18 protein-coding genes are annotated in these 23,691 nt (G+C 39.7%); 10 read left to right on the top strand and 8 right to left on the bottom strand.

Going from position 1 to position 23,691, the window contains the following annotated elements:
- Nucleotides 1-121: 121 nt before the first annotated feature.
- A complete protein-coding gene (locus ACLCDV_RS05890; RefSeq protein WP_317668092.1) occupies nt 122-517 on the bottom strand; it encodes a hypothetical protein in 396 nt (131 codons plus the stop codon).
- A 303-nt stretch (nt 518-820) separates the two neighbouring features.
- On the opposite strand from ACLCDV_RS05890, the gene ACLCDV_RS05885 reads away from it, so the two are divergent.
- The 4 genes from ACLCDV_RS05885 to ACLCDV_RS05870 are packed head-to-tail and all read left to right on the top strand — an operon-like array spanning nt 821 to nt 7,311.
- Nucleotides 821-1,351, top strand: a complete 531-nt coding sequence (locus ACLCDV_RS05885) for a sigma-70 family RNA polymerase sigma factor (protein WP_317668094.1) — start codon at nt 821-823, stop codon at nt 1,349-1,351.
- A 42-nt stretch (nt 1,352-1,393) separates the two neighbouring features.
- A complete protein-coding gene (locus ACLCDV_RS05880) occupies nt 1,394-2,419 on the top strand; it encodes a FecR family protein (protein WP_411973123.1) in 1,026 nt (341 codons plus the stop codon).
- Between the two features lie 25 nt (nt 2,420-2,444).
- Nucleotides 2,445-5,801: a SusC/RagA family TonB-linked outer membrane protein gene (locus tag ACLCDV_RS05875; protein WP_411973122.1), complete on the top strand. Its 3,357-nt coding sequence runs from the start codon at nt 2,445-2,447 to the stop codon at nt 5,799-5,801.
- A 10-nt stretch (nt 5,802-5,811) separates the two neighbouring features.
- Nucleotides 5,812-7,311 (top strand): SusD/RagB family nutrient-binding outer membrane lipoprotein, encoded by a 1,500-nt coding sequence (locus ACLCDV_RS05870; protein ID WP_317668097.1) that lies wholly within the window; start codon nt 5,812-5,814, stop codon nt 7,309-7,311.
- A 356-nt stretch (nt 7,312-7,667) separates the two neighbouring features.
- On the opposite strand, the gene ACLCDV_RS05865 is transcribed toward ACLCDV_RS05870, so the two are convergent.
- Nucleotides 7,668-8,558, bottom strand: coding sequence for a DUF6694 family lipoprotein (locus tag ACLCDV_RS05865; protein WP_411973121.1), 891 nt, complete (start codon nt 8,556-8,558; stop codon nt 7,668-7,670).
- Nucleotides 8,559-8,925: 367 nt separating this feature from the next.
- Nucleotides 8,926-9,480, bottom strand: coding sequence for a hypothetical protein (locus ACLCDV_RS05860; RefSeq protein WP_411973120.1), 555 nt, complete (start codon nt 9,478-9,480; stop codon nt 8,926-8,928).
- A gap of 301 nt (nt 9,481-9,781) precedes the next feature.
- On the opposite strand from ACLCDV_RS05860, the gene ACLCDV_RS05855 reads away from it, so the two are divergent.
- Nucleotides 9,782-11,548, top strand: a complete 1,767-nt coding sequence (locus ACLCDV_RS05855; protein WP_411973119.1) for a hypothetical protein — start codon at nt 9,782-9,784, stop codon at nt 11,546-11,548.
- Nucleotides 11,549-11,672: 124 nt separating this feature from the next.
- Here the strand turns inward: ACLCDV_RS05855 and ACLCDV_RS05850 are convergent, their stop codons facing one another.
- Nucleotides 11,673-12,608, bottom strand: a complete 936-nt coding sequence (locus ACLCDV_RS05850; protein ID WP_411973118.1) for a hypothetical protein — start codon at nt 12,606-12,608, stop codon at nt 11,673-11,675.
- 250 nt (nt 12,609-12,858) lie between these two features.
- On the opposite strand from ACLCDV_RS05850, the gene ACLCDV_RS05845 reads away from it, so the two are divergent.
- The 3 genes from ACLCDV_RS05845 to ACLCDV_RS05835 all read left to right on the top strand — a co-directional run bounded on the left by ACLCDV_RS05845 (nt 12,859) and on the right by ACLCDV_RS05835 (nt 15,303).
- Nucleotides 12,859-13,455 carry a porin family protein gene (locus ACLCDV_RS05845; protein ID WP_075991395.1) on the top strand — a complete coding sequence of 199 codons (597 nt, stop codon included), beginning with the start codon at nt 12,859-12,861 and terminating at the stop codon, nt 13,453-13,455.
- A gap of 204 nt (nt 13,456-13,659) precedes the next feature.
- Nucleotides 13,660-14,565, top strand: coding sequence for a sensor histidine kinase (locus ACLCDV_RS05840; RefSeq protein WP_172840653.1), 906 nt, complete (start codon nt 13,660-13,662; stop codon nt 14,563-14,565).
- A gap of 9 nt (nt 14,566-14,574) precedes the next feature.
- On the top strand, nt 14,575-15,303 hold the full coding sequence (locus ACLCDV_RS05835; protein ID WP_075991393.1) for a LytR/AlgR family response regulator transcription factor: 729 nt from the start codon (nt 14,575-14,577) through the stop codon (nt 15,301-15,303).
- Here the strand turns inward: ACLCDV_RS05835 and ACLCDV_RS05830 are convergent, their stop codons facing one another.
- The 4 genes from ACLCDV_RS05830 to ACLCDV_RS05815 form a co-directional block, all read right to left on the bottom strand.
- Nucleotides 15,304-16,212, bottom strand: coding sequence for a DUF6268 family outer membrane beta-barrel protein (locus ACLCDV_RS05830; protein WP_411973117.1), 909 nt, complete (start codon nt 16,210-16,212; stop codon nt 15,304-15,306). It abuts the gene before it with no gap.
- A 138-nt stretch (nt 16,213-16,350) separates the two neighbouring features.
- Entirely contained in the window at nt 16,351-17,112 is a 762-nt protein-coding gene (locus ACLCDV_RS05825) for an SDR family oxidoreductase (protein ID WP_317668109.1), read from the bottom strand.
- A 36-nt stretch (nt 17,113-17,148) separates the two neighbouring features.
- Entirely contained in the window at nt 17,149-17,997 is an 849-nt protein-coding gene (locus ACLCDV_RS05820; protein ID WP_411973116.1) for a TraB/GumN family protein, read from the bottom strand.
- A gap of 871 nt (nt 17,998-18,868) precedes the next feature.
- On the bottom strand, nt 18,869-19,312 hold the full coding sequence (locus tag ACLCDV_RS05815) for an SRPBCC domain-containing protein (RefSeq protein ID WP_317668112.1): 444 nt from the start codon (nt 19,310-19,312) through the stop codon (nt 18,869-18,871).
- Nucleotides 19,313-19,536: 224 nt separating this feature from the next.
- Between ACLCDV_RS05815 and ACLCDV_RS05810 the strand changes: the two genes are divergently transcribed.
- Nucleotides 19,537-22,176, top strand: coding sequence for a family 78 glycoside hydrolase catalytic domain (locus tag ACLCDV_RS05810; RefSeq protein WP_411973115.1), 2,640 nt, complete (start codon nt 19,537-19,539; stop codon nt 22,174-22,176).
- 331 nt (nt 22,177-22,507) lie between these two features.
- Complete coding sequence (locus ACLCDV_RS05805) at nt 22,508-23,674, top strand: metallophosphoesterase (protein WP_411973114.1); 1,167 nt, start codon at nt 22,508-22,510, stop codon at nt 23,672-23,674.
- Nucleotides 23,675-23,691 lie beyond the last annotated feature (17 nt).

Here is a 23,691-nt window from a genome sequence, read left to right as displayed (position 1 = left end):
TTCCTTTTATTGTTTATTAATAGAACAGTATCGTACAGCTAATCGTTTAAAAAATAATGTTATAAAATGTTAATGCTATAACATTCACTTGATAAACAGGCACTTTCTATTCTTCGTAGTATTATTTCCGGTTACAATTGGCCGTCCATACCTTGCTGTCTTTTGTATAACCAATTGTCAATTTACCGGCATCAATACGGATAACTCCTGTACCTGCCGAACCAATGTTGACCAAGACGTTATCCTTTTTTTCAAAGTCTACGCCGTTGAGATTTGGAATGCCATTACCAAAAGCGAAATTATAGGTATCGCCAACTTTTGTTACGGTAACTGTCCCTTCTGCAGCGGCAACATCATTGTCATTGTTATTTATATCATCATACGAGATCGTGCCTTCATATTTACCAACAAAAAGATCGTTGTCGGCCGGATCATCGTCTTTGCTACATGATGTAAAACCTACTAATACCGTTAAAATAAGCATACCTAGTCCCAGTGTTTGAATTAATTTTTTCATACGTCGATGTGTTAATGTGAAAACTCTATTTTATTACAGCTGGGTAAAATTCAAACTTTATGCCAGTCCAAATTCAGTCTTACAAACACCCGTATCAAACACCCAAGAAGGGGTATAAATACAGTATAATAGTATAAATACAATCCGATCAAGGAACTAATATCAAATTGAGAGTCTATAACCACACGTCGAAGATCATTCAGAAAACAAATCTCATCCACTAAGAAAGGAGGCAAAATATTTTTTAAAAAACTTGGAGTGAAAGCGCATTATCGCTAAATTCATTTATTCCAAGCCTACACTATGGAAATCAATTATGCGCTTATCGTTCGAAGATTCGAGGAATATTTTGACCTATGGAGTTCCAAAGTATACCAATATGCAATCCATAAAACCAAATCTTCTTACCTAGCCGAAGAAACTGTACAGCGTGTATTTATCAAACTCTGGAAAAATATGCGTGACAAAAATATCGATGCCACCGTAGAATCCCAGATTTTCTGTATCACCCGAACTGTGGTGATCGATCTGGTCAAGGCGGAGTATAATCGAAAGAAACTTCTGGATCACGATCAGACATTTGTCTTGCGCCATAGTCCTCAGGATGATTTTTATGCCAAACAACTTACATCCACACTTCATGAAATTGTCGATAAACTACCGGAGAAACGCAAGGAGATTTTTATGCTAAGCCGGTTTTCTAATCTTTCACATAAGGAGATTGCGGACAAGCTGGCCATATCGACGAAAACTGTGGAGAACCAATTGACACTAGCACTAAAAACCATTCGAAAGGCTTTACTGTTCAGTATGCTGGTGCAAATTATTTTTTAATTTCTTTGGGGGGTACCTCATTTTCAATCGTAATCTTTATACATGAAGATTACAAAAACACTCATCGACAAATACCTAAGCGGTAAAGCCAGTGCGGAAGAAATTGCCGCAGTAGAAAATGCGCTGGCCAATAACGAGTTTTATTGGGAGGATTTTATGCCGGAAACGGAATGGCAAGCATATGAGGTGGATTCGGATTTTAAAAACCAAAAGGAAATAAAAGCGCATATTTTCAAACAAATAGGGCAAAAAAATAAAGATCGTTTCAGCTGGTTAAAATATGCGGCGATTATCTTCTTCATTGGAATAGGAGCCTGGCTGGGATTAAACCAAATCGATTCTCCTAAACATACCACCGCATATCGTAACCCTAAGAAAGTCCAGCCAACACTGCAGGAGCAACCAAGTAATTTATATTATATCAATTCAGGTAATACCATTCAACAAATTGCAGTTCCAGACGGTTCTACGATCGACCTATACCCCAATTCTGAAGTAAAATTCAGTTCAGATTTCACAACGATTAGCGCGCGAGAAATCCAATTAAAAGGTAAAGCCAAATTTACGGTAGCAAAGGATAAAACAAAGCCTTTTCGCGTTCATACGGCAGATTTGACAACAACCGCACTTGGCACTGTTTTCAGTGTGGAAGAAGGTGGCAGTGCGGTTACCAAAATAAAACTCTATGAAGGCCGTATTGAAGTCAAAAGCAATCAGCATCCTGAAAATAAACAGACCTTAAATCTACAGTTTCAACCCAACGAAGAAATCAGCATTGATCGCAAGCTACAACAGATCATTGCCGAAACCCGAGTCAATACTTCTCAATCCAGCAAAAGGGGGTCTTACTTAAAAACTAGCGGACAGCTGATCTTTAAAAACCTCCCATTGCAAGATGTACTTCACATCATCAGTCATAATTATGGCCTTAAACTAAGCTTTGAACCTAAAGATATACAAGATAAATACTATAGTGGAACGTATAAAAATACAGCATTAGCATACGTCAACATGCTCGCTGATATCCAAGCACTCCATAAAATAACCATTCATGTACAAACCGAATAAAATTCACTCACATAACCCACAAATTATGCACAATTATTTACCTTCCAAGCATAGTATCCTAACTATGCTATTGTTGAGATCCAACATTCGAGCCGACGTAAACTGGGCACTGCGTCTTGGCCTCATGGGGCTTTTGTCAACAAGCTATCTTCTTGCTAATGCCCAACAAAATGCGTCCATTAACGGAGTAATCAAAGATGAAACAGGAAAGCCCATCCCCTCGGCGACGGTTACCATACGTAATGCGACGAGCGGAATGAAAAAAACAACAACCAGCAGACCTGACGGAACTTTTTCACTCGACCAGATTCCCGCTGGACAGGGCTACCAGATCAGCGTATCGTCTATCGGTTTTAAAAGCAGAGACCTATTGGACTACACCATTACCGACAGAGACAAGCTAGCGATCAATATCAGTTTGGAATCGAGTGCGCAAAACCTACAGGAGGTCGTCGTTACAGCGCTTGGTATCAAACGCGAAAAAAAAGCGCTCGGTTATACGGTCGCTGAACTCAAAGGCGACGAACTGACGCAGGGTAAGGAAACCAATGTGGCGAATGCCTTATCGGGTAAAGTTGCCGGCGTGCAGGTGAGCCGCGCTGCATCCGGTGCCGGAGGTTCATCCAAGGTCGTGATACGTGGTAACAACTCACTTATCGGTAATAGCCAGCCGCTCTATGTTGTTGATGGAGTACCGATTGATAATCAAAACATTTCATCTCCAAACCAATCTGGGGGAACCGATTATGGCGACGGAATCGGAAACATCAATCCCGAAGACATCGAAACGATGTCGGTATTAAAAGGCCCAAATGCAGCCGCACTTTATGGACAAAGAGGAAGTAACGGCGTCATCTTGATCACAACTAAAGCTGGTAAAGCTGGAAAGACCCGTTTTAGCTATGGTACAGATTTTTCATTGGGCAACGGGCTGGTCTTACCAGATTTTCAAAATGTCTATGGACAAGGATTGAACGGAACATTTACACATTTCAGAAAAGATGACGGCACCATCGTTTCCATGAGTGAAGCGCTGAAAAATGGTTACAGTGGTATGCCTAAAATGAGTGCCGGACGTGACCGTACGACACGGGCAAGCTGGGGTGCAAAAATGGAAGGCCAGACTTATGAAGATGCTTATGGCAACATCTTACAGTTAACACCAAAACCAGATACCTACTCGTCGTTTTTTCAAACGGAGAAACAGTTTGTCAACAACCTTAGTATCGATGGCGGAACCGACAGAGTAAACTACCGTTTTTCATTTGCCAATACAGATGTAAAGGGTTATATCCCAACCAATACGCTGAAGAGAAACAATTTCGGTCTGCGCACGCAAGCCAAAATAACCGATAAATTTCATATCGACATCAAGGCGAACTATATTGCACAAAAGGGACAAAACCGACCTACGTTGGCCGATGCGGCAGACAATCCTGCCTACCTATTTATCAGCCAGCCGCGAAGCCTGGGCAACGACATCATGGCACAGTATAAATGGACCGCGCAGGAGATAAGCAGACAGCTTGGATTTTCGGGATTGACGGAAGGATTGGAGAAAACATATGCCACCAATAGTTCCACAGCCAACCCCTTTTGGACCATTCATGAAAACCACAATGAAGATCGTCGGGACCGCATCATAGGGTTACTCCGTCTGAGTTACGACTTTGCTCCCTGGCTTAAGGTCACAGCGACCGGGGGTACGGACTTCTATACCGATCAACGGTTTCGTTACCGTCCAATAAACACCTACCAAAGCTTGAACCGAAAGGGTGATATTCGCGAAGAGGTCATCAGAGCCCGCGAAGACAATTTTGACGTCCTCGCTAGCTCCAACTTCAAATTGACCGATTACATTAAACTCAGTGCTAACTTAGGAGCCAGCCATCAAAGCCGGTATTTGCGTATGACAGGAAATTCAGGTAATCAATTTATTGTTCCGAATCTCTTTGTAATCAATAACACCACGACAAATAGTTACATATTTGACCTAATCGAGTCCAAGATTAATTCGGCTTATCTATCGGGCCAGTTCAGTTACAAAGACTATTGGTTTGTTGATTTCTCTGCCCGTAACGACTGGTCTTCGACCCTGTCAAAGGAAAACAATTCGTTTTTCTACCCGAGTGTAAGTTCCAGTTTGGTCTTATCGGATGCTTTCAAATGGCAATCTGACGTACTGTCTTTCGCCAAAATCAGAGCTTCATGGGCCCAGGCCGGTAGTTCAGGAAACCCATATCAGCTGACAGGAGCATATAGTCTCAACCAGTATACCCATGGTGGCGTACCGATGGCTTCCTATACAGAAATTATTCCAGATCCGAATTTGAAAAACGAGTTAACCACGTCGATCGAAGCTGGGGCAGATCTGAGATTCCTAAAAAACAGACTTTCTTTCTCCTTCACCTACTATCAGGCCAAGACAAAGAATCAGATTTTGGACGTACCAATCGCCCCTTCCAGTCTCTATGTAAAAAACAGGATCAACGCTGGAGAAATTAGCAACAGAGGTATTGAATTTGTATTGGGAGCAACACCGATCAAAAGCGAATCGGGTTTTGAATGGAATACAACCTTCAATTACAACCGCAACAGAAATAAAGTTGAATCACTCTATCCCGGTGTAGAAAGCTTTTTACTCGCTACAGACCGCGGGATAAATGTGGTTGCGGAGGTCGGAAAACCATTTGGCCAACTCATTGGGACTCAGTTTGCATGGATCAAAGATGATCAGGGAAATAGGTTGATCGACCCGACTACTGGGCTCCCCTTACGTACCGCAGGACGTGTAGAAACCGATCTTGGAAATGCGCAACCCGACTGGCTGGGTGGTTTTGCCAATACCTTTAAATATAAAGGTTTCAACCTCTATGCACTTGTCGATATCCGTCAGGGCGGCGTGATCTTCTCCCAATCCAATCGTGAACAGATCATTTATGGTACTTCTAAAAAGACCTTGGAAGGCCGTGATGGCACCTACGTTGCCGAAGGGATGGTCGGACAAAAAGATGGGTCAGGGAACTGGATAAGTACAGGAACAAAAAACAGCAAGCAGGTTGCCGCACAAGATTACTGGAACATGGTAGCGAGTGACAAAGAAGTCATGGTATCCGAAGAAATGATCAATGATATGAGTTATATTGCCATGCGCGAAATCAGTCTCTCCTATTCTTTCCCTAAAAAGCTGATGCCACATAAACTTGTTAACTCCCTAAAATTGGGCGTCTATGGACGTAACCTATTTTATTTTCAACGGAAAACTGATGGATTTTCACCAGAAGCTTCTGCTTTCAATGTAAACAATAGCTCGATTGGTATTGAATCAACTTCACTTCCAATGATGCGCACATTCGGTATTAATCTCACTGTTGGTCTGTAAACCCTTTATCATGAAAAAGAAACTATTTAAAAATACATTCATCGTCGGACTTATTTCTGTGGCAGGATTAGGTTCATGTACCAAAGATTTCGAACGGATCAATACACCGCCGACATCGGTCACCACTGTAGACCCTTCCTTACTTATAGCCCGCATTCTACGTGATGGTACTTTTCAGGAATCTGGGGAACTACCCAACAACAAGTTTGGCTCTTGGATCCAACATTGGGCCGGGGGACCGGTAGTGCCTGTTTCTCGATATTTTGAAGGACCCGAAAATCTTATTTGGTCGCAGCACTACACCTTGCTCCGCAATATCGTTCAGATCAAACAGGAATTAAGCGGCAAGGAAGACAATGCAGAAGGAAGAAGTAAACTGGCTATCGCCGAACTTTATGAAGCGTACCTCTATCAGCGCCTTACAGATTTGTTTGGTGACATCCCCTACTCTGAGATCACAAAATCCAATAAGGAAATTAACCGTACGCCAAAATTTGACAAACAAGAAGAGATCTATCCGGCACTGGTTCAAAAGGTCGATGCAGCTATGGCAAAGCTTACAAGCGGCGACCTGTCCTACGGCTCTTCAGATTTCTTTTACAAAGGCAGTATCGATAAATGGAAAAAATTTGGCAATTCGCTCAAATTAAAGCTCGGTATGCGCATGCGGTACGCCAATCCTTCTTTGGCCCAGAAAACGGTTACCGAAGCCATGACTTCTGCAATAGGTCTGTTCTCCAGCAACAGTGATAATGCCGCAGTACCGACCTACAACGATGCTCAGGCTGAAAACCAGAACCCGATTTTACGTCAAATGACTACCGGAAGTGCCGATCTACGTTATTTGGCTAATACCCTGGTTGACAAGCTTAAAGAATACAATGATCCAAGGCTTCCTTTACTTGCCGAACCGGTCATTAGCAATGGAGTTCCAACCTATCAAGGTATTGGGGTTTCGTTGACCGATAACCAGCTATCACAACTGATTCGTGCCAACTATTCAACGGCGAATAAGTCTACTTGGTTCAGCCTTTCATTTGCACCGATCCCAAGCTATGCGTTTACGTATTCGGATATCTGTTTTTACAAAGCTGAAGCTGCACTTCTTGGCTGGGGTGCTACACCTGCCAATGCCCAAACGTTCTTTACAGAAGGGGTCAAAGCTGCGCTGGCACTTCCGCCATATAATATGACAGCAATCCCCTCTGCATACGAACCAGTGCTCAATCTAAGCGGCTTGACTGACGAACAGAAAATGGAGAAAATAGCGACACAAAAATGGATTCACCTATTTGGCCGGGACATGGAAGCCTTTGCCGAATGGCGACGTACAGGATATCCTCGATTAACCCCCGGTCCTAACCCAGGCTCCACCAACGGACAAATACCGCGTAGAGCTATTTATTCCAGTGAAGAGACTGAGTTAAACGCAGCAAATTTAAAAGAGGCTGCAGCACGCATGACAAATGGTGACTCGTTCCTATCCAAAGTCTGGTGGGACAAGAAGTAACTGCACTTTTTTAGCCGAGATTATAGACAGACAAAGCTGTTCACAATCATTCAAAGAAGTGCTAATAAGTAGGGCCCTGATATTAATATCAGGGCCCTACTTGTTTCTTCTCATCTCCAATTCGCGTGGTTGTCAGGTCTTACCAATACAATATAAGTCAAACGATACTATCGGATCCTCTTAAATATTTCCGTTTTATTGTGCTGTATAATTTTCAACTCATTACCGCTGATGGAAAATTTTCCGGAGTAATAAATTAAGCTGTCTTTCCCCAAGTCATCATTCCCCTTTGGAGGGTAAAACAACAATGAGTCCGCTGAAGTAAAGAGTAAGACTTTACCTACAATAGTCAAAAATTACGTCAATTCCAAATCGTCAAGGCTAATTTTCTCTTTCTTTAGTTCAGTAATTTCCTTTTCTAATTTTTTTAAGTTTTCATCAATCAATGCTATACTACCTTCAGGAAGAACTGTCTCCCGGTCATTCGATTTGATCGATTGCGTCGTCACAACTAATTCCAGATCATAATCTGTCAGATTGATTCCTTTGACGGGATAGCGAGGAAAGCTCCAGAGTTTAGGATAATCTTTTTTTTGCTGATTGAAGACTATCGTATTGACACGAGACTCACCTGGCTGGAGCACACTGTCAGATTCGCCAAAAACAGCCTGCTCATTGCTGATAATAGTTTGTGAAGAACGTTTTTTCAGCACATACGAAAAGCCCTGGCTTCCGTTCAGTGGCTTTTTACCTATATACTTCATAGTCACTATAATTCTGGGAACAGGTTCGCCAAAGAAATCTTCGAGTCCAAGTTCAATAGGTTCCAACTGAAAAACAGCCAGCTCTTTCTTTACCTGTTCAAATTCAGTTTTATGTTTTTGTAGACTATCGATCTCATTTTGAAGATGAGCTATCTTCCTTTCCTGTTGTTTTTGAAGGATGTCGTCGGCCAGGTCCAATACTGCACCATAAGATTTTCCATCGATCATACCCAACGAAATACGATTTATTGATTCCTCATTATATTTTTGAGGTTCGTTCATTTTGAGCCACATCGCTTCGGATAGTGCCACTCGCAAGGCCTTTTCCAAGTTCGCTTTTTCTTTGTCATTCAGCTTCGCTTCTACCTTTTTACGGGAACTGTCAAAAGACGACTCGTCCTTTCCACTTAGTCTTTCGCTACAGGAGCTTATAGATAATGTCAAGAATAGTCCGATCAGTGCGATTTTTATGCATTGTTTCATTTTAAATAGTTTTAGTATATAAGATATCGGCAAAGTTTGTATAGAGCTAATGTTTAGATAATGCTGTTTTTATTATAGATCAATTGAATGTCCGCTTACTGCTTATTCCTTAATATCGTTCAAGCAGAACATAAGAACACAGAATTTAACATTCAGTTTTTTTATGAGCTGTTAAAAATATACAAAAAACGTTATCTTAAAAATTAATTCAACACAAAAAGCTACATTTCACAAGATAGCCCCCAACTGACACTTTCCAACTGTCGCTATTAATAACAGCCCGCTGACTCAGCGATAATTTGTACTAGGTATTTTGGTCCAACACCTTAGAACAATCTGAAAATAAAGGAATTCGAAAGGTGAAATTTTATTTTCTCCTGAGTAAAAGATGCAATTTATCGTAATCTTCCCAATCACCGAAACCTCCAAAATTTGGTTTGTCGCTCCATGAAACCATAGCCTTACAATCAAAACAGATCTTAGCGATCCCAATGCATTGCTTATTTTTATAGAACACAAGGATATCTCGAAATTCATAAATACAAGAGGTGTCGAGATGATCTGTTCTTGTTTTTAAGAAAAATAGTGAGTCGACAGCACGATAGAGAGATTGATCCAGTGAGCTCCTAACATAGCCTATATTCTTCAAATGAGATAAAAGGGAAAGATCCAACTTATCATCTTCTAATACTGATAACAAAAGACGCTCCTTCTCAGATTTATTCTTTTTGTCCTCCAATTCACCTATTTTAAATAAATCAATATCCATAGAATAATACTCCAGTGAATCAAAATTAGATGGTATCGGGACCGAGGATTCTTTTCCCCGCTGTTCTATGGTACCTCCACTATTTATGAAACCTTGCAGATAAATAGCACTGAAAAGTAGGCATCCAACGGTAAAACATATTATTCTTTGCATACAAATAATTTACAGGCTTTTGAATGGTTTAACTATTTTCAAAATTATCAATTTCATTTCATAATCTAGTCGAAGAGAAAACCACATTTCTTAAGCACCCCATTACACAGCTGAAAGGGAGCTGTTGCGAGCGTTACAGATGCTAAACTTAGTTGAACATGCAATGGGAAAATTTGTGTTCAGCCGAAGTTTATACAACATAAAATGTAGTAGTAAAACAACTACAGCTTTATAAAAATTAACCGCAACAAAACTTAACTACAAGATTTTTGGTTTACTTTTGCGATAGATATATAATATTATGAAACAGAAATTTTACCTACCACTTTTAGCATTGAGTTTGACCACTATTATTAGCTGTAACAAAAATAATGATACCATTGATGACCCTAAAAATAATCAGTCTGTTGTTATCGACAATAATGCGAGCCAACTGAATGCACGTTTAGATCATCAAAATGCTGGTTTATTGCCGTTATCTAATCTTTTAGCATCCGGTAAGCGAGCAGCCAATGGTTCGACAGTCACTGCCACTCAAAACCCAGACTTTTCATTAGCATTGGTCGCACAAGTAGCGCCTCCGGATTATGAAGGCAATAAACTTCGTGCAACCCATGTTGCTGTTTCGGGCAACTACGCTTATGTAAGTTACAATACCGAAGGCGATCGCTATCTTGGTGGTGTCGATGTCATCGACATTTCAGATATTAATAACCCACGTCTTATCGTAAATGCTAAATTGCCGAACATCGACATTAGCTCCTTGGCAGTTGATGGCAATAGTCTACTCTTAGCTGGAGCAGCAGATGAAGGTGCATTGGCAAAAATGACCTCCCCTGCAGTTCTTATTGTTCTACCGCTTCAGAATGGACTACCTACCGATGCTTATCGTTATACAGGGCTACCAAGTTATGTGGCAACAGATGTTACTTTTAACAACGAAAGCCAGTATGCTGTTTCAGGTAATGCGGGCGCTATTTCTAAAATCAATAAATCTTCGGGCGCTATCGAAAAATCGGTAACTATCCCGGATCTTCTATGTGTAAGAACATACCAAAATCAAGTGTATGTACTTTCAGGAACACAGGGGATAAAAGTTGTATCCAATAATTTTGAATCAGTTAAAACAATCAATGTGAGTCAAAATCCAAGTTCGGCAAAACGTACTATCGATTTTTACAGCAATTATCTTTTAGCTTCTGAAGGCGCTCAGGGCTTGGGTATTTATAATATAAATACAGGAGCTCTGGATAAACGCATTAGTATTCCAGTAAGTCCTGATGACAGCAACATGGATCCGGAAGATATTGTGACCAATGCTGTATCCACAAACGACAAACGTGTATTTGTTGCCAACGGTGGTGCTGGTATCGCAGCCTATCAATTTGATACACAAAATAACTTTAACTATATCGGTAGTGCAAGCTTCAATGCCATTGACAACAGTTCAAGTAATTTTGTGATCAGTAGAGATAACTATGTTTTTGTGGCAACGGGAAAAGGTGGCTTAAAAATTCTTAAACTCATCGATCTGAAACCAACAACTCCAAGCTGTAATGGTACTTATCCAGCTTTTACAGGTAATACACAAGCAGACCTGAATGTCAATAATGAAGCGAGCTACTCGGATACAAAAACATTTGCTTCAAACGTTAATATCAACCGGAATTTTAACTGGTGTGGCACACTTAATATCAATGGAAATTCCGTTAACATCAACAGCGGTGTATTCAATATGTATGGTTCAATCGCTTTGAAGCAAAACATTAACGTCAATTCAACAATGAATTTGGTGGGCTCAGGTGTTATTGGTGGAACCTTTACCGTAAACGGAAGTGGCATATTGAGCGTAACAGGCTCACTTTCTCAGGGAACTGTCGGATCCAAATCCACTTCATTTATCAATGGTAGGATGATTATTGACGGTGAAGTTGTCGTATACGGTAACTTGACTATTAATGGTAGCGGAAAGGTAGAATTCGCCAACAGTAAGTCTAAATTAATTGTTTATGGAAGTCTTACAAATTGGGGAAGCGTAACTAACGGAACAATTACACAAGTCAAATAAGACATTGTATAGCCATTAAGCAGAACACAAAAAAAGCCACATCGCCTGATGTGGCTTTTATATTTACTGAGAATTACAAAAAGGTCATTATATTGTTGTTATGCTTAAAACCTCATAAACAATCTTATTCCAAAATAGTCCGTGGGGTCAGCGGAACCTTTTGCTTCCAGATACCCTTCACTTGGAATTCGTGTCCAGATGTTTTATTCTTGATCGTGAAGATATAATTGCAAGTTCTTTCGAGGTATTTGAATTCACCTCTCGCAGTTATCCGGGCATTGGGTTTGAGCAGCAATTCTTGTTTATCTCCAGATTTAATATAATTTTCAAAAGTTTTGCCTTTGCTGTAAGGAACTTTACCTTGCCAGCGAACTCCACCATTTACCATTAATTCATCCATGAAGATCGTTGAGTCTGTTTTATTGAGCCAGTCAAAAGCGCCGTAGCTGTCACTTATGAATTCGGAACTATACTTTACGTCCTTAAAAATGGCAGTGATATCGACATTTCGCTCCCGATTTGAGCTATTTACCAGTGTCATCGCAGTACACCCTTCGGTACTGACAAAGATTTTCCGGCTTTCTTTCACTTCTTTGATTTCTTTTTTGACCAACTCATATCCATCAGCCCTAGTTTGAATGAAATTCACTTCATCCATTTTATCCGCTGACAATATGCCAATGGCAAAATTCCTGGGCTGATCACTAAAATTTTCCAATAAGGTCAATTTAAGCTCATTATTAATTGTTTTTTCCAACTGTAGCCACCCGCCGTCAACCCCAATCGAGCCCGTACGCTCCAACTTGAGCTTTTTCCCAGTAGAATCTTTCAATATTTCTCCTGTAAGGGCATCTTTTACATAGGACACATACCATAAATCCGCTTTGATCGGAATTACATTTTCCTTGATTCCGGTTTGTAAGTTGACAGCTTTAAAACCGGGATCTATTAGACCTCCTTGTGAATTAAGTCCCTCTTTAGAACAGGATGTTAGTATAAGCAGACAAAACGGCCATACCAGATAGGAAAAGGAAAACGTTCGCTTCAATGGATTTTTCATGAAATCGATTATTTGTACAACACAATTGACCAAACAAAATCTATCTTGTAAGTTAAAAAAAACAATAGACCTTTTCCCATCAATCCTGAAAAAAATACGCTTAAGCCAGAAATCTTGACAAACAAATAGAAATCTTGACAGATTAATCATCCCTATATTAACCTTCGTCACTACAAAAATGCCGTTCGTCAAACTCTTTTTGCCAAGGAATTGATCCTTTGTTCTTTTGGACAAATTAAAACAATATAAAATGAATAAAAACGCAATTTTATCATGCATCGTATTATTTGCCATGATGTTTAGCAAAACACTGTTTGCTCAGGAGCAACCTTTCATTCAATTGGGTATTAAAGGGGGAAGTAGTCTCAACAAACTCAATACCGAATTAGCAGATTTAGATGACAAATATGCCATAGGGTTACACGTAGGGGGTATGGCAAGAGTTAATCTTGGAAGAGCCTATATCCAGGGTGAAGCTCTTTTCAATAAACGTAAAGCAGCACTTAAACCGCAAGGGCAAACCGAAAGCAAACTCAAATGGAATGCGATTGATATCCCCGTTGTTGCAGGCTACAAAATCTACCAAAATCAGGACATCAATTTCCGAGTATTAGCTGGTGCAATTTACAGCTATACGTTAAACGACAATTTGCCACCTCTCAAAGCAATACAACAAGGAATCAAACATTTTGACAAATCAAACTTACAAGTTACCGGCGGTCTGGGAGTCGATATTCAGCGATTTACACTCGATGTTCGTTATGAACGCGGTTTTTCTGACCTTAATAAATCTTTTAAATCCAAACCACAGGCATTTTCTATTGGATTGGGTTACTTTATCTTCTAAAACAATGAATAAGTTTTACCTTTGGAGCTACCTAGGAATCAGGCTCCAAAGGTATTTTTTTTAAATCGTCATATGTTCAAAAAAAACTATTTAAATAAACATCTTTTTCTCATTTCTTTTTGGTTCGTTCTTGGGTTTGCTGTATGGATTCAAATAAAAGGCGAGTTCGATTCGCTCCAGGCTTTACTGCACACCTCGCTAATCATGGCTTCTTCGATTATTGTATCGCAGTGGCTGAGCGACCGGGTTCTACCGCGAGCGATCAAGGCTCAACAAATGAAACCTTTTGTACTAAAAGCAGTGCTTTTTGTAGTTATTTTAGCTATTTTAATTGGAAGTATAGATTTCTATTTCATTCTCACCAAAGAAGGAATAGCTAACCATGAACGGACAGAGCTAATACTCACTCATTTCTATCAAGCAATTCCATCTTCCCTACTGATCAATGGTACGGCCTGCGGAATTAGATTTTATCAGGAACATGCAGATATTCAACGTATCCATGGTCAATTGCAGCAGAATTTTCTTGAAAGTCAGGTAAAATTTTTACAGGATCAGGTCAATCCTCATTTTATGTTTAATGTCTTGAACCATATTCACATCCTCATGAAAAAGAATGTGGAAATGGCCGATTATTTGCTTCTGAAATTTTCTGACATTCTGAGGTATCAGCTCTATGAGTGCAACCAACCGCTCGTACTTTTAACACGCGAACTGCAATATTTACAGGATTTTATAGCCATAGAAAAAATGCGGTGGGGTAACGAACTGGATGTAAGCTGTTCATGGAATCAATCTTCAAAGGATTTATATATTGCACCATTGATGCTTATCTGTTTTGTCGAAAACGCATTTAAACACGTAAACCGCCTTCCAAATCAAAAAGGGAGCATAGCGCTATCCTGTGCTGAGGAAAAAGGAAAACTTCAATTCAACATCAGTAATAGTTATCAGGACTATCCGCAATTAGCTTCGACAGGACACTCGGGCATAGGGCTGGAAAATGTAAAAAAAAGACTGGAACTGCAATATGAAAACAACTATTCGTTAACAATCCATAAACTTGACGACAGTTTTACTATACAACTGACCATCGATCTTAACAGCTAACTATTGACAATGGAAGAAATTAAAATGAAATGTATCATCGTAGACGATGAACCTATGCTGCGCCAACATATTGCCGAAATGACCGAGCAGATCGATTTTTTGGATTTAGTGGAAACATTTCCTTCAGCACTAGCTGCAACTTCGAGGTTACAGCAGGGCGATATAGATCTTATTTTTTTAGATATTAATATGCCCTATCTCAATGGTATAGACTTTTTAGACTCCCTTGAAAACCCGCCTTTATGTATCTTCATCACAGCTTATTCAGAATATGCGTTGGAAGGATTCAGACTTCAAGCTGTTGATTACCTGCTCAAACCTATAATTTTCCAGCGTTTCTATCAGGCCAGCACCAAAGCTTATCAGCTTTTTGTACAGCGGAACAAACCCTTACAGGAAAGTAGTCCGAATGACAATATGTTATTTGTAAGACAGGGGGATGCTTTTGTTAAAATCTCCTGGACAGATATTCTGTACGCGGAAAGTATGCAAAATTATACAAAACTTCACTTTAAAGAACGTACAATTACAATCCATCAAACCATGTTAGCTTTGGAAGAGGCATTACCCGGCAACCATTTTTTTCGTATTCACAAATCCTACCTAGTCAATGTAAACCACATTGATATTATTACTGGAGGGAGAGTATATATACAGGAACAAGAATTACCGATATCGCGTACAAAAAGAGAGGAGCTTCTCCAAAATGTTGTTTTTAAGAAGCTCCTCAGCAGATGATTAAGGCATATTCCATTTAAGTGCTACGGAAGTATAGAAGGTTGGAGAAAACCGGGGGTCCGCCTGACTTTTGTTCTTGAATAAACTTTTCAGCGACCTATCATTTTCTACATACAATCTAGCAAGTGTGCTTCCGCCGGTCAGCTGGAGCTTCAGGCTCTTGCCCAAATTGAACTGAGGCTGAAGCCCAGCTGTCAATAACATAAAACCGGCCAAAGTAGATTTCCCATTTTTTTCTCGCTCTGCAGTCATACCATCTAGATTAACGACAGCACGAAGATCAACCATTTCATTGAGGTGATAGGATGCGGAAAGACCCTGTGGGAAATTCACATTGAACTTCACTTTTCCATTTGTTTTCCAGTCAAAATACAAGCCAGGTAAGATCATTGGCACGCCAAAACTATTGCTCAACACAGGGCCAAAACCAAAAGCTAAATTCGGTCTAAATTTTTTGATAAAAAGCACTCCCCCCTGCCCCAGTACATCCTTACCATTTACTTTAACGAGGTCTGAATAAATCCCAACGGAGGCGAAAGTCAATAGAGACCAATTTTTCCTTAATGAGGTCAGGTATTGAAGTCCCATTTCTGCATTGAGCATTTCAGTCGGGAATAAGGGTTCTTCATACCCTCTATTTTCCATCTTTGCATAAGCTGCCCCTATCTTCCAGGACCAGCGTTTTATATTGCCAGAAGAGTCTATTTTGGTGGATAGTGGAACTTCCAGGTTAAACTGTATCCGCCTAAAATCGCTCTTTGAACCTGTCTTAACACTATCTTCAGGGCGAATATAATTTGATAGTGGGACATAATCCACAGCAACCTGTCCCGATACTGCATTTTGAGCATGTGCAGCCAGCGTAGTAAAACCGCTGAGTATAACTGCACCTAATACTTGTTTCCTCATGTTTTTTCAACAAAGGAAGCTTTTGGACGGCTCAAGCACCAATCTTTTTGATATAGTGCATGTATACGTTGACCAAATGCAAATTTATCGCGATGTCAAAAAATTTATAACGGCAAGAAGTGCGGATCAAAAGCAATGTTATAGATTAATATCACACATTGCCGGCATATTAATTTCCTTTACACAACTTGCCGCCGAAGTAGAGATAATAAATCGTAATGCCTGGATTACATCTTGCAGGGGAATAAGATTACCTTGTGTTTGTACAATAACGTTTTCTATTGTTTCACTATGATCAAATTCTGTCGCTAAATAGCCCAAATTTAATATGGAAACACCTATTTTATCTTTTCTAAGGTTTTCTCGTAAGGAATGGACAACACCACGTAATGCAAACTTTGTCGCAGAGAATGCAACTTCTTTTCCACTGTGGTTATCTAAACCCCAAGTAGAACCAATCAATATAATCTTAGCGTTGGACGATTGTCTTAAATTATCTATTACCGACTGTACATTTAAAATGCAAGACGTAATATTCGTATTGATTAAGTTTATTATTTCGGAGGCGCTGCTATCTGCAAAATTATACGCTTCCGTAAATGCATCTTTTTCCCATATCCCAACATTATAGATAAAATAATCAATCCGCTGATTTCCTATTATCGCTTTTATCGTTTCCGAAGATTCTTTCGGTTGGGATAGGTCGGTAGCAATCCATCGGATCTCTGAATTGGCTCTTAAATAATCTGGCTCATTCCTGGAAATACCAAATATTAGATCGTTCTCATTTGGCAAATTCAACGCTATAGCTCTGCCTAATCCCCTACTTACTCCAAAAATCAAATATGTCTTGCCACCTGTTTTCAATATCTCTACTGTTTTGTTGTGCTCGGATGCCATTTTTTTCTTAGTTTTAAATAACCACTAAGATAAGATTTATTTTATAGCCTCCATTTTGAATCCCTTTTCTCGGAGTAAGGTAATCAGCCCCTGATCACCGGCCAAATGCCCTGCGCCAACGGCAATAAAACAGGATTCTTCATTGATCATAGGAGGTATCAGGTTACTCCAATTCAAATTCCTCCCAATTAACAATTTTTCTTTTTGTTCTTTCGTCATCCAGACTGGATCTTGGAGCAATTTTGTCAACTCTTCCAAATTCTCTGATTTATAAGCTTGAACCATCTTGACGGTCAATGCAGGGTATTCGTCCAACTGAAAAACAGATTCCATGAACAATTTGGGTGTAATGAGATCCTTCAGCAAATTAAATTGAAAATCAGGTGTCTCCAACTCTCCTATTGCCTTTCCTTGGCTGGTCGCAAGTGCTGAGAGCTCAACCTCATAAGACTTCATCTTTGTCGGATCCGGGCAATTAAATCCTTTCATCGAAAACAAGGAGATAACCGCAACAGGTGATACATAATCCAACAATTTGATTGAAAGTTGCTGTGCCATCAACACGCTGTCCATCTTTTTGATATCGTCCTCAGAAAATGACTTTATAAAATTCGGATCCGAAACCATAAATGCCTGTAGAGATTTTGCATTTTCGGGTTTAGAAAGATCGACCTCAAATACTACCTTTTTACTAGCATTAAGCGCATCTAAATTCTTTTGCTTGATTACAAAATCATCTGGGCACAACATATGAATTGTACCGAACAAATAAGAATCTTGTTTCAGCCCATTACCAGAAATTTTCCACAACATGGAACTGTCCTGGGCAAAGCTATTAAGAACGATGCAAATTAGCAGTACCAATAGAGATAATGTCTTTTTCATCTGATCGTACAAATTGACGTATTTTATAAAAAACACAGATTTTACTTTTTTTCGAAATGTTACCTACTTTTCAAAGTGTTATATGTTAGTTCCCGAAAATTCTTGTTGCTGTCTGCCACTTTTAATATCTTCGATATTCTTTTCGATTAACCATGATCTAAAATGTTCTGGATCTTGCGGTGTAAAATGAATTACTTTACCACACTTTAAAAGTAGGGAAAATATCCCGCTAGCGGCAGCGAATTTTACGATTTCATTAGAATGGTGTCCAAGTTGGCGAAAATATTCCATTGTTTTTATTCAATTCTAGAAATACTTATCTTACAAATCGATACAGGTCTTATAGGCCAGCAGTCGTTCAGAAAGCATGTTAATTTTTATTTTCTTGCAGTTTTATAATTCACTCAAATATCGTAAATAATTTTAAATATTTCATTAATCAGATTATTAATTTAATTGTTGTTTTCATAAATTAATCAAACAATTAACAAAGCTTCTACCAGAAATTATAGCTATTCTAGTTCTATTGAATTCAGATCCAATCAATTTTTCCACAGTGAGGCGGTTTTATTTCGACCGTGTCATTCGACACGACATCAGGCGTAAAACTAAAGATGAGCAGGGATCCAATGGATATGTGATAGACAGCTTCAAATCAAGCCTATGGTATCTTTGGAGAAAGAAAAATTATAGCGGTAATGATTTAGGGATCATTAATCTCGAAGGAGAAACAGATACTGGAGCCCCCAGGGGCAGGCTCACAGTTATATATTTATTATGGTAAAAAATCCATTCCGGAAACCTGGTTGTCACATCCAGCCCACTACGAATAGAGTAATACCTTAACAGAAACTATATTTGCTAGCAAGGATCAATTCGAAAAAGGCTGTCCTTTACCTGTTTCAATATATGCTTCTAAACTTTTCACAAATTGTCGCCATCCATCTGTACAAATAGCATAACATTCGATTTCAGGGGATAAGCCAATATGTTCAAGTTGCAACACAATTCCGTTTTCTTTTTCAGTGATGTCCCAAACGATCGTTGTGCCAATCCATTCTTTTTGATTTTTCAATTCGGGAAGGGCTATCAATGAATCTTCGACATGCCAAACAACTTTTGTATTTTCATTTAACTCTTTCACTTGCATCACTTTGTAAATAAGATCGCCAAAGCGAATTGTAAATCTATCGTCCTTCTTATTGGAAGAGCCCTCAAACATGGTTGTCCACCAAAATGGTATTTCATCGGTTAGTGCTTTAAAGACCCGGTCCTTTGTTACCCCCAACTGGATACTTTGACTATAATTTCCCATTGTCAATTTTTATTTTTTGAATATTAAACGCGGCCTTGATTTTCCGTTATTATTAACGAATTTATAGATAGTTTTTCCAATCGATCTTAGCATAAGACAAGTTTTTCTTTAGTATCAGGATAGTACATGACGCTTATATAAAATTTATTGCCGATAATAGTTATAATACTTTTATACTCCAAACAACAGATTACTAATCAAATATAAAACCATCGATGAAGACTATGCTTCAAAAATTAGGAATATTAGGATTTCTGATCGTACTTAATCTCTCCACTTTCGCTCAAAAATTAGCGGTAATCGACCTAAAGGTAGAGCATCTGAGCAATCCATTGGCCATTGAAACCGAGATTCCGAGATTGAGCTGGAAAATAACCTCAACCGAGAAAAACACACAACAGGCGGAATATGAAGTCCGGGTGGGGACAAATCAAATTTCCTTAAATAAGGATAAAGATCTCGTTTGGAAACATCGAGCTTCTACAGACCAATCTGTGTTAATTGACTACGCGGGATCTCCCCTTCAGTCAAAGAAAAAATATTTTTGGCAAGTCCGGGTAAAAGACAATCATGGCAATACATCTGCCTGGTCCACAATTGGATTCTTTCAAATGGGAATCTCACCCTCTGATTGGTCTGCACAATGGATCACTGTCTCAGGAAAGGACACTTCAGCCCGCAATCCACTTTTCAGAAAAGAATTCAGCCTGAAAAAAAAGATAAAATCAGCGATGGCCTATATTACGGCAAAAGGCCTATACGAAGCCAAGCTTAATGGCGCTCGTATAAGTGACACATATTTTGCTCCGGGATGGACCAGCTACAAGAACCAGTTGCAATACCAAGTTTACGATGTTACAGCATTGCTTAGGGTCGGTTCGAATGTACTGGGCGCAAGTCTTGGCAATGGCTGGTATAAAGGCCGTATTGGATTTGGAAACCAGCATAATTTCTATGGCGATACACGGGGACTGCTTTTACAACTTGAGGTCGAATATACCGACGGTACAAAGGAAACAATAAATACGGATGAGCACTGGAAGTATACTTATGGGCCAATTATGGCGTCTGATATCTATGATGGAGAGATTTACGACGCCAGAATGGAGATCACCGGATGGGATAATATTGATTTTAAAGAAGATAGCAATTGGAAGAAAGTAAATATAATGAACAAAGGAACGGAAAAGCTTATCGCGATGAGTGGCCCTCCTGTTAGGAAACATGAGCAGTTTAAAGCGCTCAGAATTTTTAAAACCCCAAAAGGGGAAACTGTGGTAGATTTTGGACAAAATTTGGTGGGATGGGTGATGTTGAAGGCACAGGGCCCCACTGGAACAAAGATTACACTAAGTCATGCTGAAGTACTTACTAAAGAAGGTAATTTTTATACAACAAATCTACGATCCGCTAAGGCTCAGGACAGCTATATTTTAAAAGGCGGGGCCGAACAAGTCTTTGAACCGCATTTTACGTTTCAGGGTTTTAGGTATGTAAAAGTTGAGGGTTATCCCGGAGAATTAAAACCCGATGATCTAACGGCCGTGGCTCTCTATTCTGATATGGCGACAACGGGTATATTTACGACTTCCAATCCCCTAATCAATCAATTGCAGCACAATATTCAATGGGGACAAAAAGGAAATTTCGTAGATGTACCTACCGACTGTCCACAACGCGACGAACGCTTAGGTTGGACAGGCGATGCACAAGCTTTCGCGAACACCGCGGCTTACAACATGGATGTAGCAGGATTCTTTACGAAATGGCTAAAGGATGTCAAAACTGACCAACAACCCAGCGGACTCATTCCACATGTCGTACCAAATGTACTCGGTGTCAATGATGGTGCGTCAGCTGGTTGGGCCGATGTAGCCACAATTATTCCTTGGGATATGTACCGCGCTTATGGAGATCGCAGAATATTGGAAACACAATACGAAAGTATGCAAAAATGGGTGGGCTATATTACTTCTGTTGCGAAAAATAATCTCTGGAATTCAGGTTTTCATTTTGGTGACTGGCTTTTTTACCGTCCGAATGATGATAATGATGGAAGAGCCGCTGTAACCGATAAATATCTAATCGCACAGACTTTTTATGCTCATTCGACACAACTACTGATTAACGCAGCGGAGGTCTTAGGCAAAAAGGAAGACATCGCCAAATACACGGCATTACTTTCTAACATCAAAGCAGCCTTTGTAAAGGAGTATATGACTCCAACAGGTCGCCTCGTATCTGGTACACAGACTGCATATGTACTGGCACTGCAATTTGACATGTTGCCTGAAGAGCTACGATCTGCTTGTGCCGACCGCCTTGTTGCCAACATCCGCGATTATGGTAACCACCTCACTACAGGTTTCTTGGGCACCCCTTATATATGCCATGTCTTGACTCGATTTGGGCACAATGATGTTGCATACGACCTATTGATGCAAGAGAGTTATCCCTCGTGGCTCTACCCCGTGAAAATGGGCGCTACCACCATCTGGGAACGATGGGATGGTATTAAACCGGATGGATCTTTTCAAACGCCAGACATGAATTCCTACAACCATTACGCCTATGGCGCCATTGGTGACTGGATGTATCGAACAATAGCTGGAATTAACTCAGCAACAGATGCTCCGGGTTATAAATCTATCGTGATTGCTCCAAAACCGGGCGGCAAACTAACACAAGCAGCTGCAGAACTTGAAACGGCATATGGTACGGTAAAATCGGCCTGGGTGTTGGAGAATAATCTATTGAAACTAGATGTGACTATCCCCGCCAATACACGAGCAACAATTATGCTCGCTGATTCTAGCCACGATGTAGGTTCGGGTACTTATCATTTCGAAAGTAGCATCAAATAAACATAAACGCCACGTCTCACGACGTGGCATTAAACTAAACATATGAAACAATTGCATTTTCAGTATCAACAGCTGGAAGATTTTTTAACTCTTTACCCTAAATATTTGATATCTCTGTAATAACTTTTGTGCAGTAAGTACTTTGATAAGCGAGTACCACGACCTCTTCAATAATACGTAGTGTTTCGACCAAGGTGACGGTTATTTTGCCTCCTTTTAGTTTAACAAGAGTGTTACATTATGATTGATAGCCTTTTCACACATTTTTATATCTTTAAATTGAAAAAAAATCATTTACGGAGGAACATCAATTATAGACCCTGGCACTAAAATGACGAAACTAAAATGTATCATCCTATTGTTGTTCTTCAATTGCTTTATCGCAATTGGTCAAGAGGCGATCAAAATAAATCACTTACCTTTCATTCAAGGTTTGACAGAGCAATCTGTTTCTATAATTTGGACAACAGACAAGCCAGCTACTGGCTGGGTTGAGCTGGCTCCAGATGACTCCAGTCACTTTTACTTTAAGGAAAGACCAAAATATTATGCGGCTGCCTATGGTTTTAAAAAAGTGGGGATGCTGCATCAAGTAACATTGACCAACTTAAAACCCGGCACACGTTACCGGTATCGAGTATATAGCCAGGAAGTCCTCAAACATGTTGGTGTCAATGTACATTATGGAAAGGTAGTGGCCACTGATGTCTATCAAAAAGCCCCCCTATTTTTCCAAACCTTTGGCAAGGCCACTTCTACCCATTTCACAGTTCTCAATGATATTCATGAACGCAACGAGATTCTCGACAAGCTGTTAGATGTTGGCGATCTAAAGACAAGTGATTTTGTGGTCTTTAATGGTGACATGGTAAATAACCTACTAACTGAAGCACAGATGTATGAGGGGTTTATGGATACAGCTATTAAAAGATTCGCCAGTGAAAAGCCAATGTTTTATTCAAGAGGAAATCACGAAACACGAGGTCCCTTTGCCATTGAGTATCCCAAATATTTCCCAACGCCAACGGGTAAATTATATTATCAGTTTAGACATGGAGATACGGGCTTCATTGTATTAGATTGCGGTGAAGATAAACCCGATACCGACATTGAATATAGTGGTATTGTGGATATGGATAATTATAGAAACGAACAAGCGGCCTGGTTAGCTCAAGCTGTTGAAGACCCGTCATTTAAAGATGCCAAATATAAGATCGTAATCTGTCATATGCCCCCGTTTGGTGGCTGGCATGGGGAACAAGAGATTCTGGAGAAATTTGTTCCTATCCTTAACAAAGCAGGAACACAGATCATGCTATCAGGTCATTTACATAAACACATCATCCAAAATGCGACAAATACGATACAATTTCCAATTATTGTAAACTCCAACAATAATATACTACGCGTAGATTTAAACGATGAAAAAGGGACGTTTAAAATTATCGATCAGCAAGGAAAAATGGTCGATCAGGTGGTCATCAAACCGTTAAAATAAACCATTTAGACTCGTTA

This window comes from Sphingobacterium sp. Lzh-3 (assembly GCF_046764375.1).
GTDB lineage: Bacteria > Bacteroidota > Bacteroidia > Sphingobacteriales > Sphingobacteriaceae > Sphingobacterium.
Note: the sequence above shows the minus strand (reverse complement) of the source record. Positions and strands in the feature narration are given on the sequence as shown.

Coding starts and splice junctions, on each gene's coding strand:
- ACLCDV_RS05890 (WP_317668092.1), bottom strand. CDS start 517: ATGAAAAAATTAATTCAAACACTGGGACTAGGTATGCTTATTTTAACG.
- ACLCDV_RS05885 (WP_317668094.1), top strand. CDS start 821: ATGGAAATCAATTATGCGCTTATCGTTCGAAGATTCGAGGAATATTTT.
- ACLCDV_RS05880 (WP_411973123.1), top strand. CDS start 1,394: ATGAAGATTACAAAAACACTCATCGACAAATACCTAAGCGGTAAAGCC.
- ACLCDV_RS05875 (WP_411973122.1), top strand. CDS start 2,445: ATGCACAATTATTTACCTTCCAAGCATAGTATCCTAACTATGCTATTG.
- ACLCDV_RS05870 (WP_317668097.1), top strand. CDS start 5,812: ATGAAAAAGAAACTATTTAAAAATACATTCATCGTCGGACTTATTTCT.
- ACLCDV_RS05865 (WP_411973121.1), bottom strand. CDS start 8,558: ATGAAACAATGCATAAAAATCGCACTGATCGGACTATTCTTGACATTA.
- ACLCDV_RS05860 (WP_411973120.1), bottom strand. CDS start 9,480: ATGCAAAGAATAATATGTTTTACCGTTGGATGCCTACTTTTCAGTGCT.
- ACLCDV_RS05855 (WP_411973119.1), top strand. CDS start 9,782: ATGAAACAGAAATTTTACCTACCACTTTTAGCATTGAGTTTGACCACT.
- ACLCDV_RS05850 (WP_411973118.1), bottom strand. CDS start 12,608: ATGAAAAATCCATTGAAGCGAACGTTTTCCTTTTCCTATCTGGTATGG.
- ACLCDV_RS05845 (WP_075991395.1), top strand. CDS start 12,859: ATGAATAAAAACGCAATTTTATCATGCATCGTATTATTTGCCATGATG.
- ACLCDV_RS05840 (WP_172840653.1), top strand. CDS start 13,660: ATGGCTTCTTCGATTATTGTATCGCAGTGGCTGAGCGACCGGGTTCTA.
- ACLCDV_RS05835 (WP_075991393.1), top strand. CDS start 14,575: ATGGAAGAAATTAAAATGAAATGTATCATCGTAGACGATGAACCTATG.
- ACLCDV_RS05830 (WP_411973117.1), bottom strand. CDS start 16,212: ATGAGGAAACAAGTATTAGGTGCAGTTATACTCAGCGGTTTTACTACG.
- ACLCDV_RS05825 (WP_317668109.1), bottom strand. CDS start 17,112: ATGGCATCCGAGCACAACAAAACAGTAGAGATATTGAAAACAGGTGGC.
- ACLCDV_RS05820 (WP_411973116.1), bottom strand. CDS start 17,997: ATGAAAAAGACATTATCTCTATTGGTACTGCTAATTTGCATCGTTCTT.
- ACLCDV_RS05815 (WP_317668112.1), bottom strand. CDS start 19,312: ATGGGAAATTATAGTCAAAGTATCCAGTTGGGGGTAACAAAGGACCGG.
- ACLCDV_RS05810 (WP_411973115.1), top strand. CDS start 19,537: ATGCTTCAAAAATTAGGAATATTAGGATTTCTGATCGTACTTAATCTC.
- ACLCDV_RS05805 (WP_411973114.1), top strand. CDS start 22,508: ATGACGAAACTAAAATGTATCATCCTATTGTTGTTCTTCAATTGCTTT.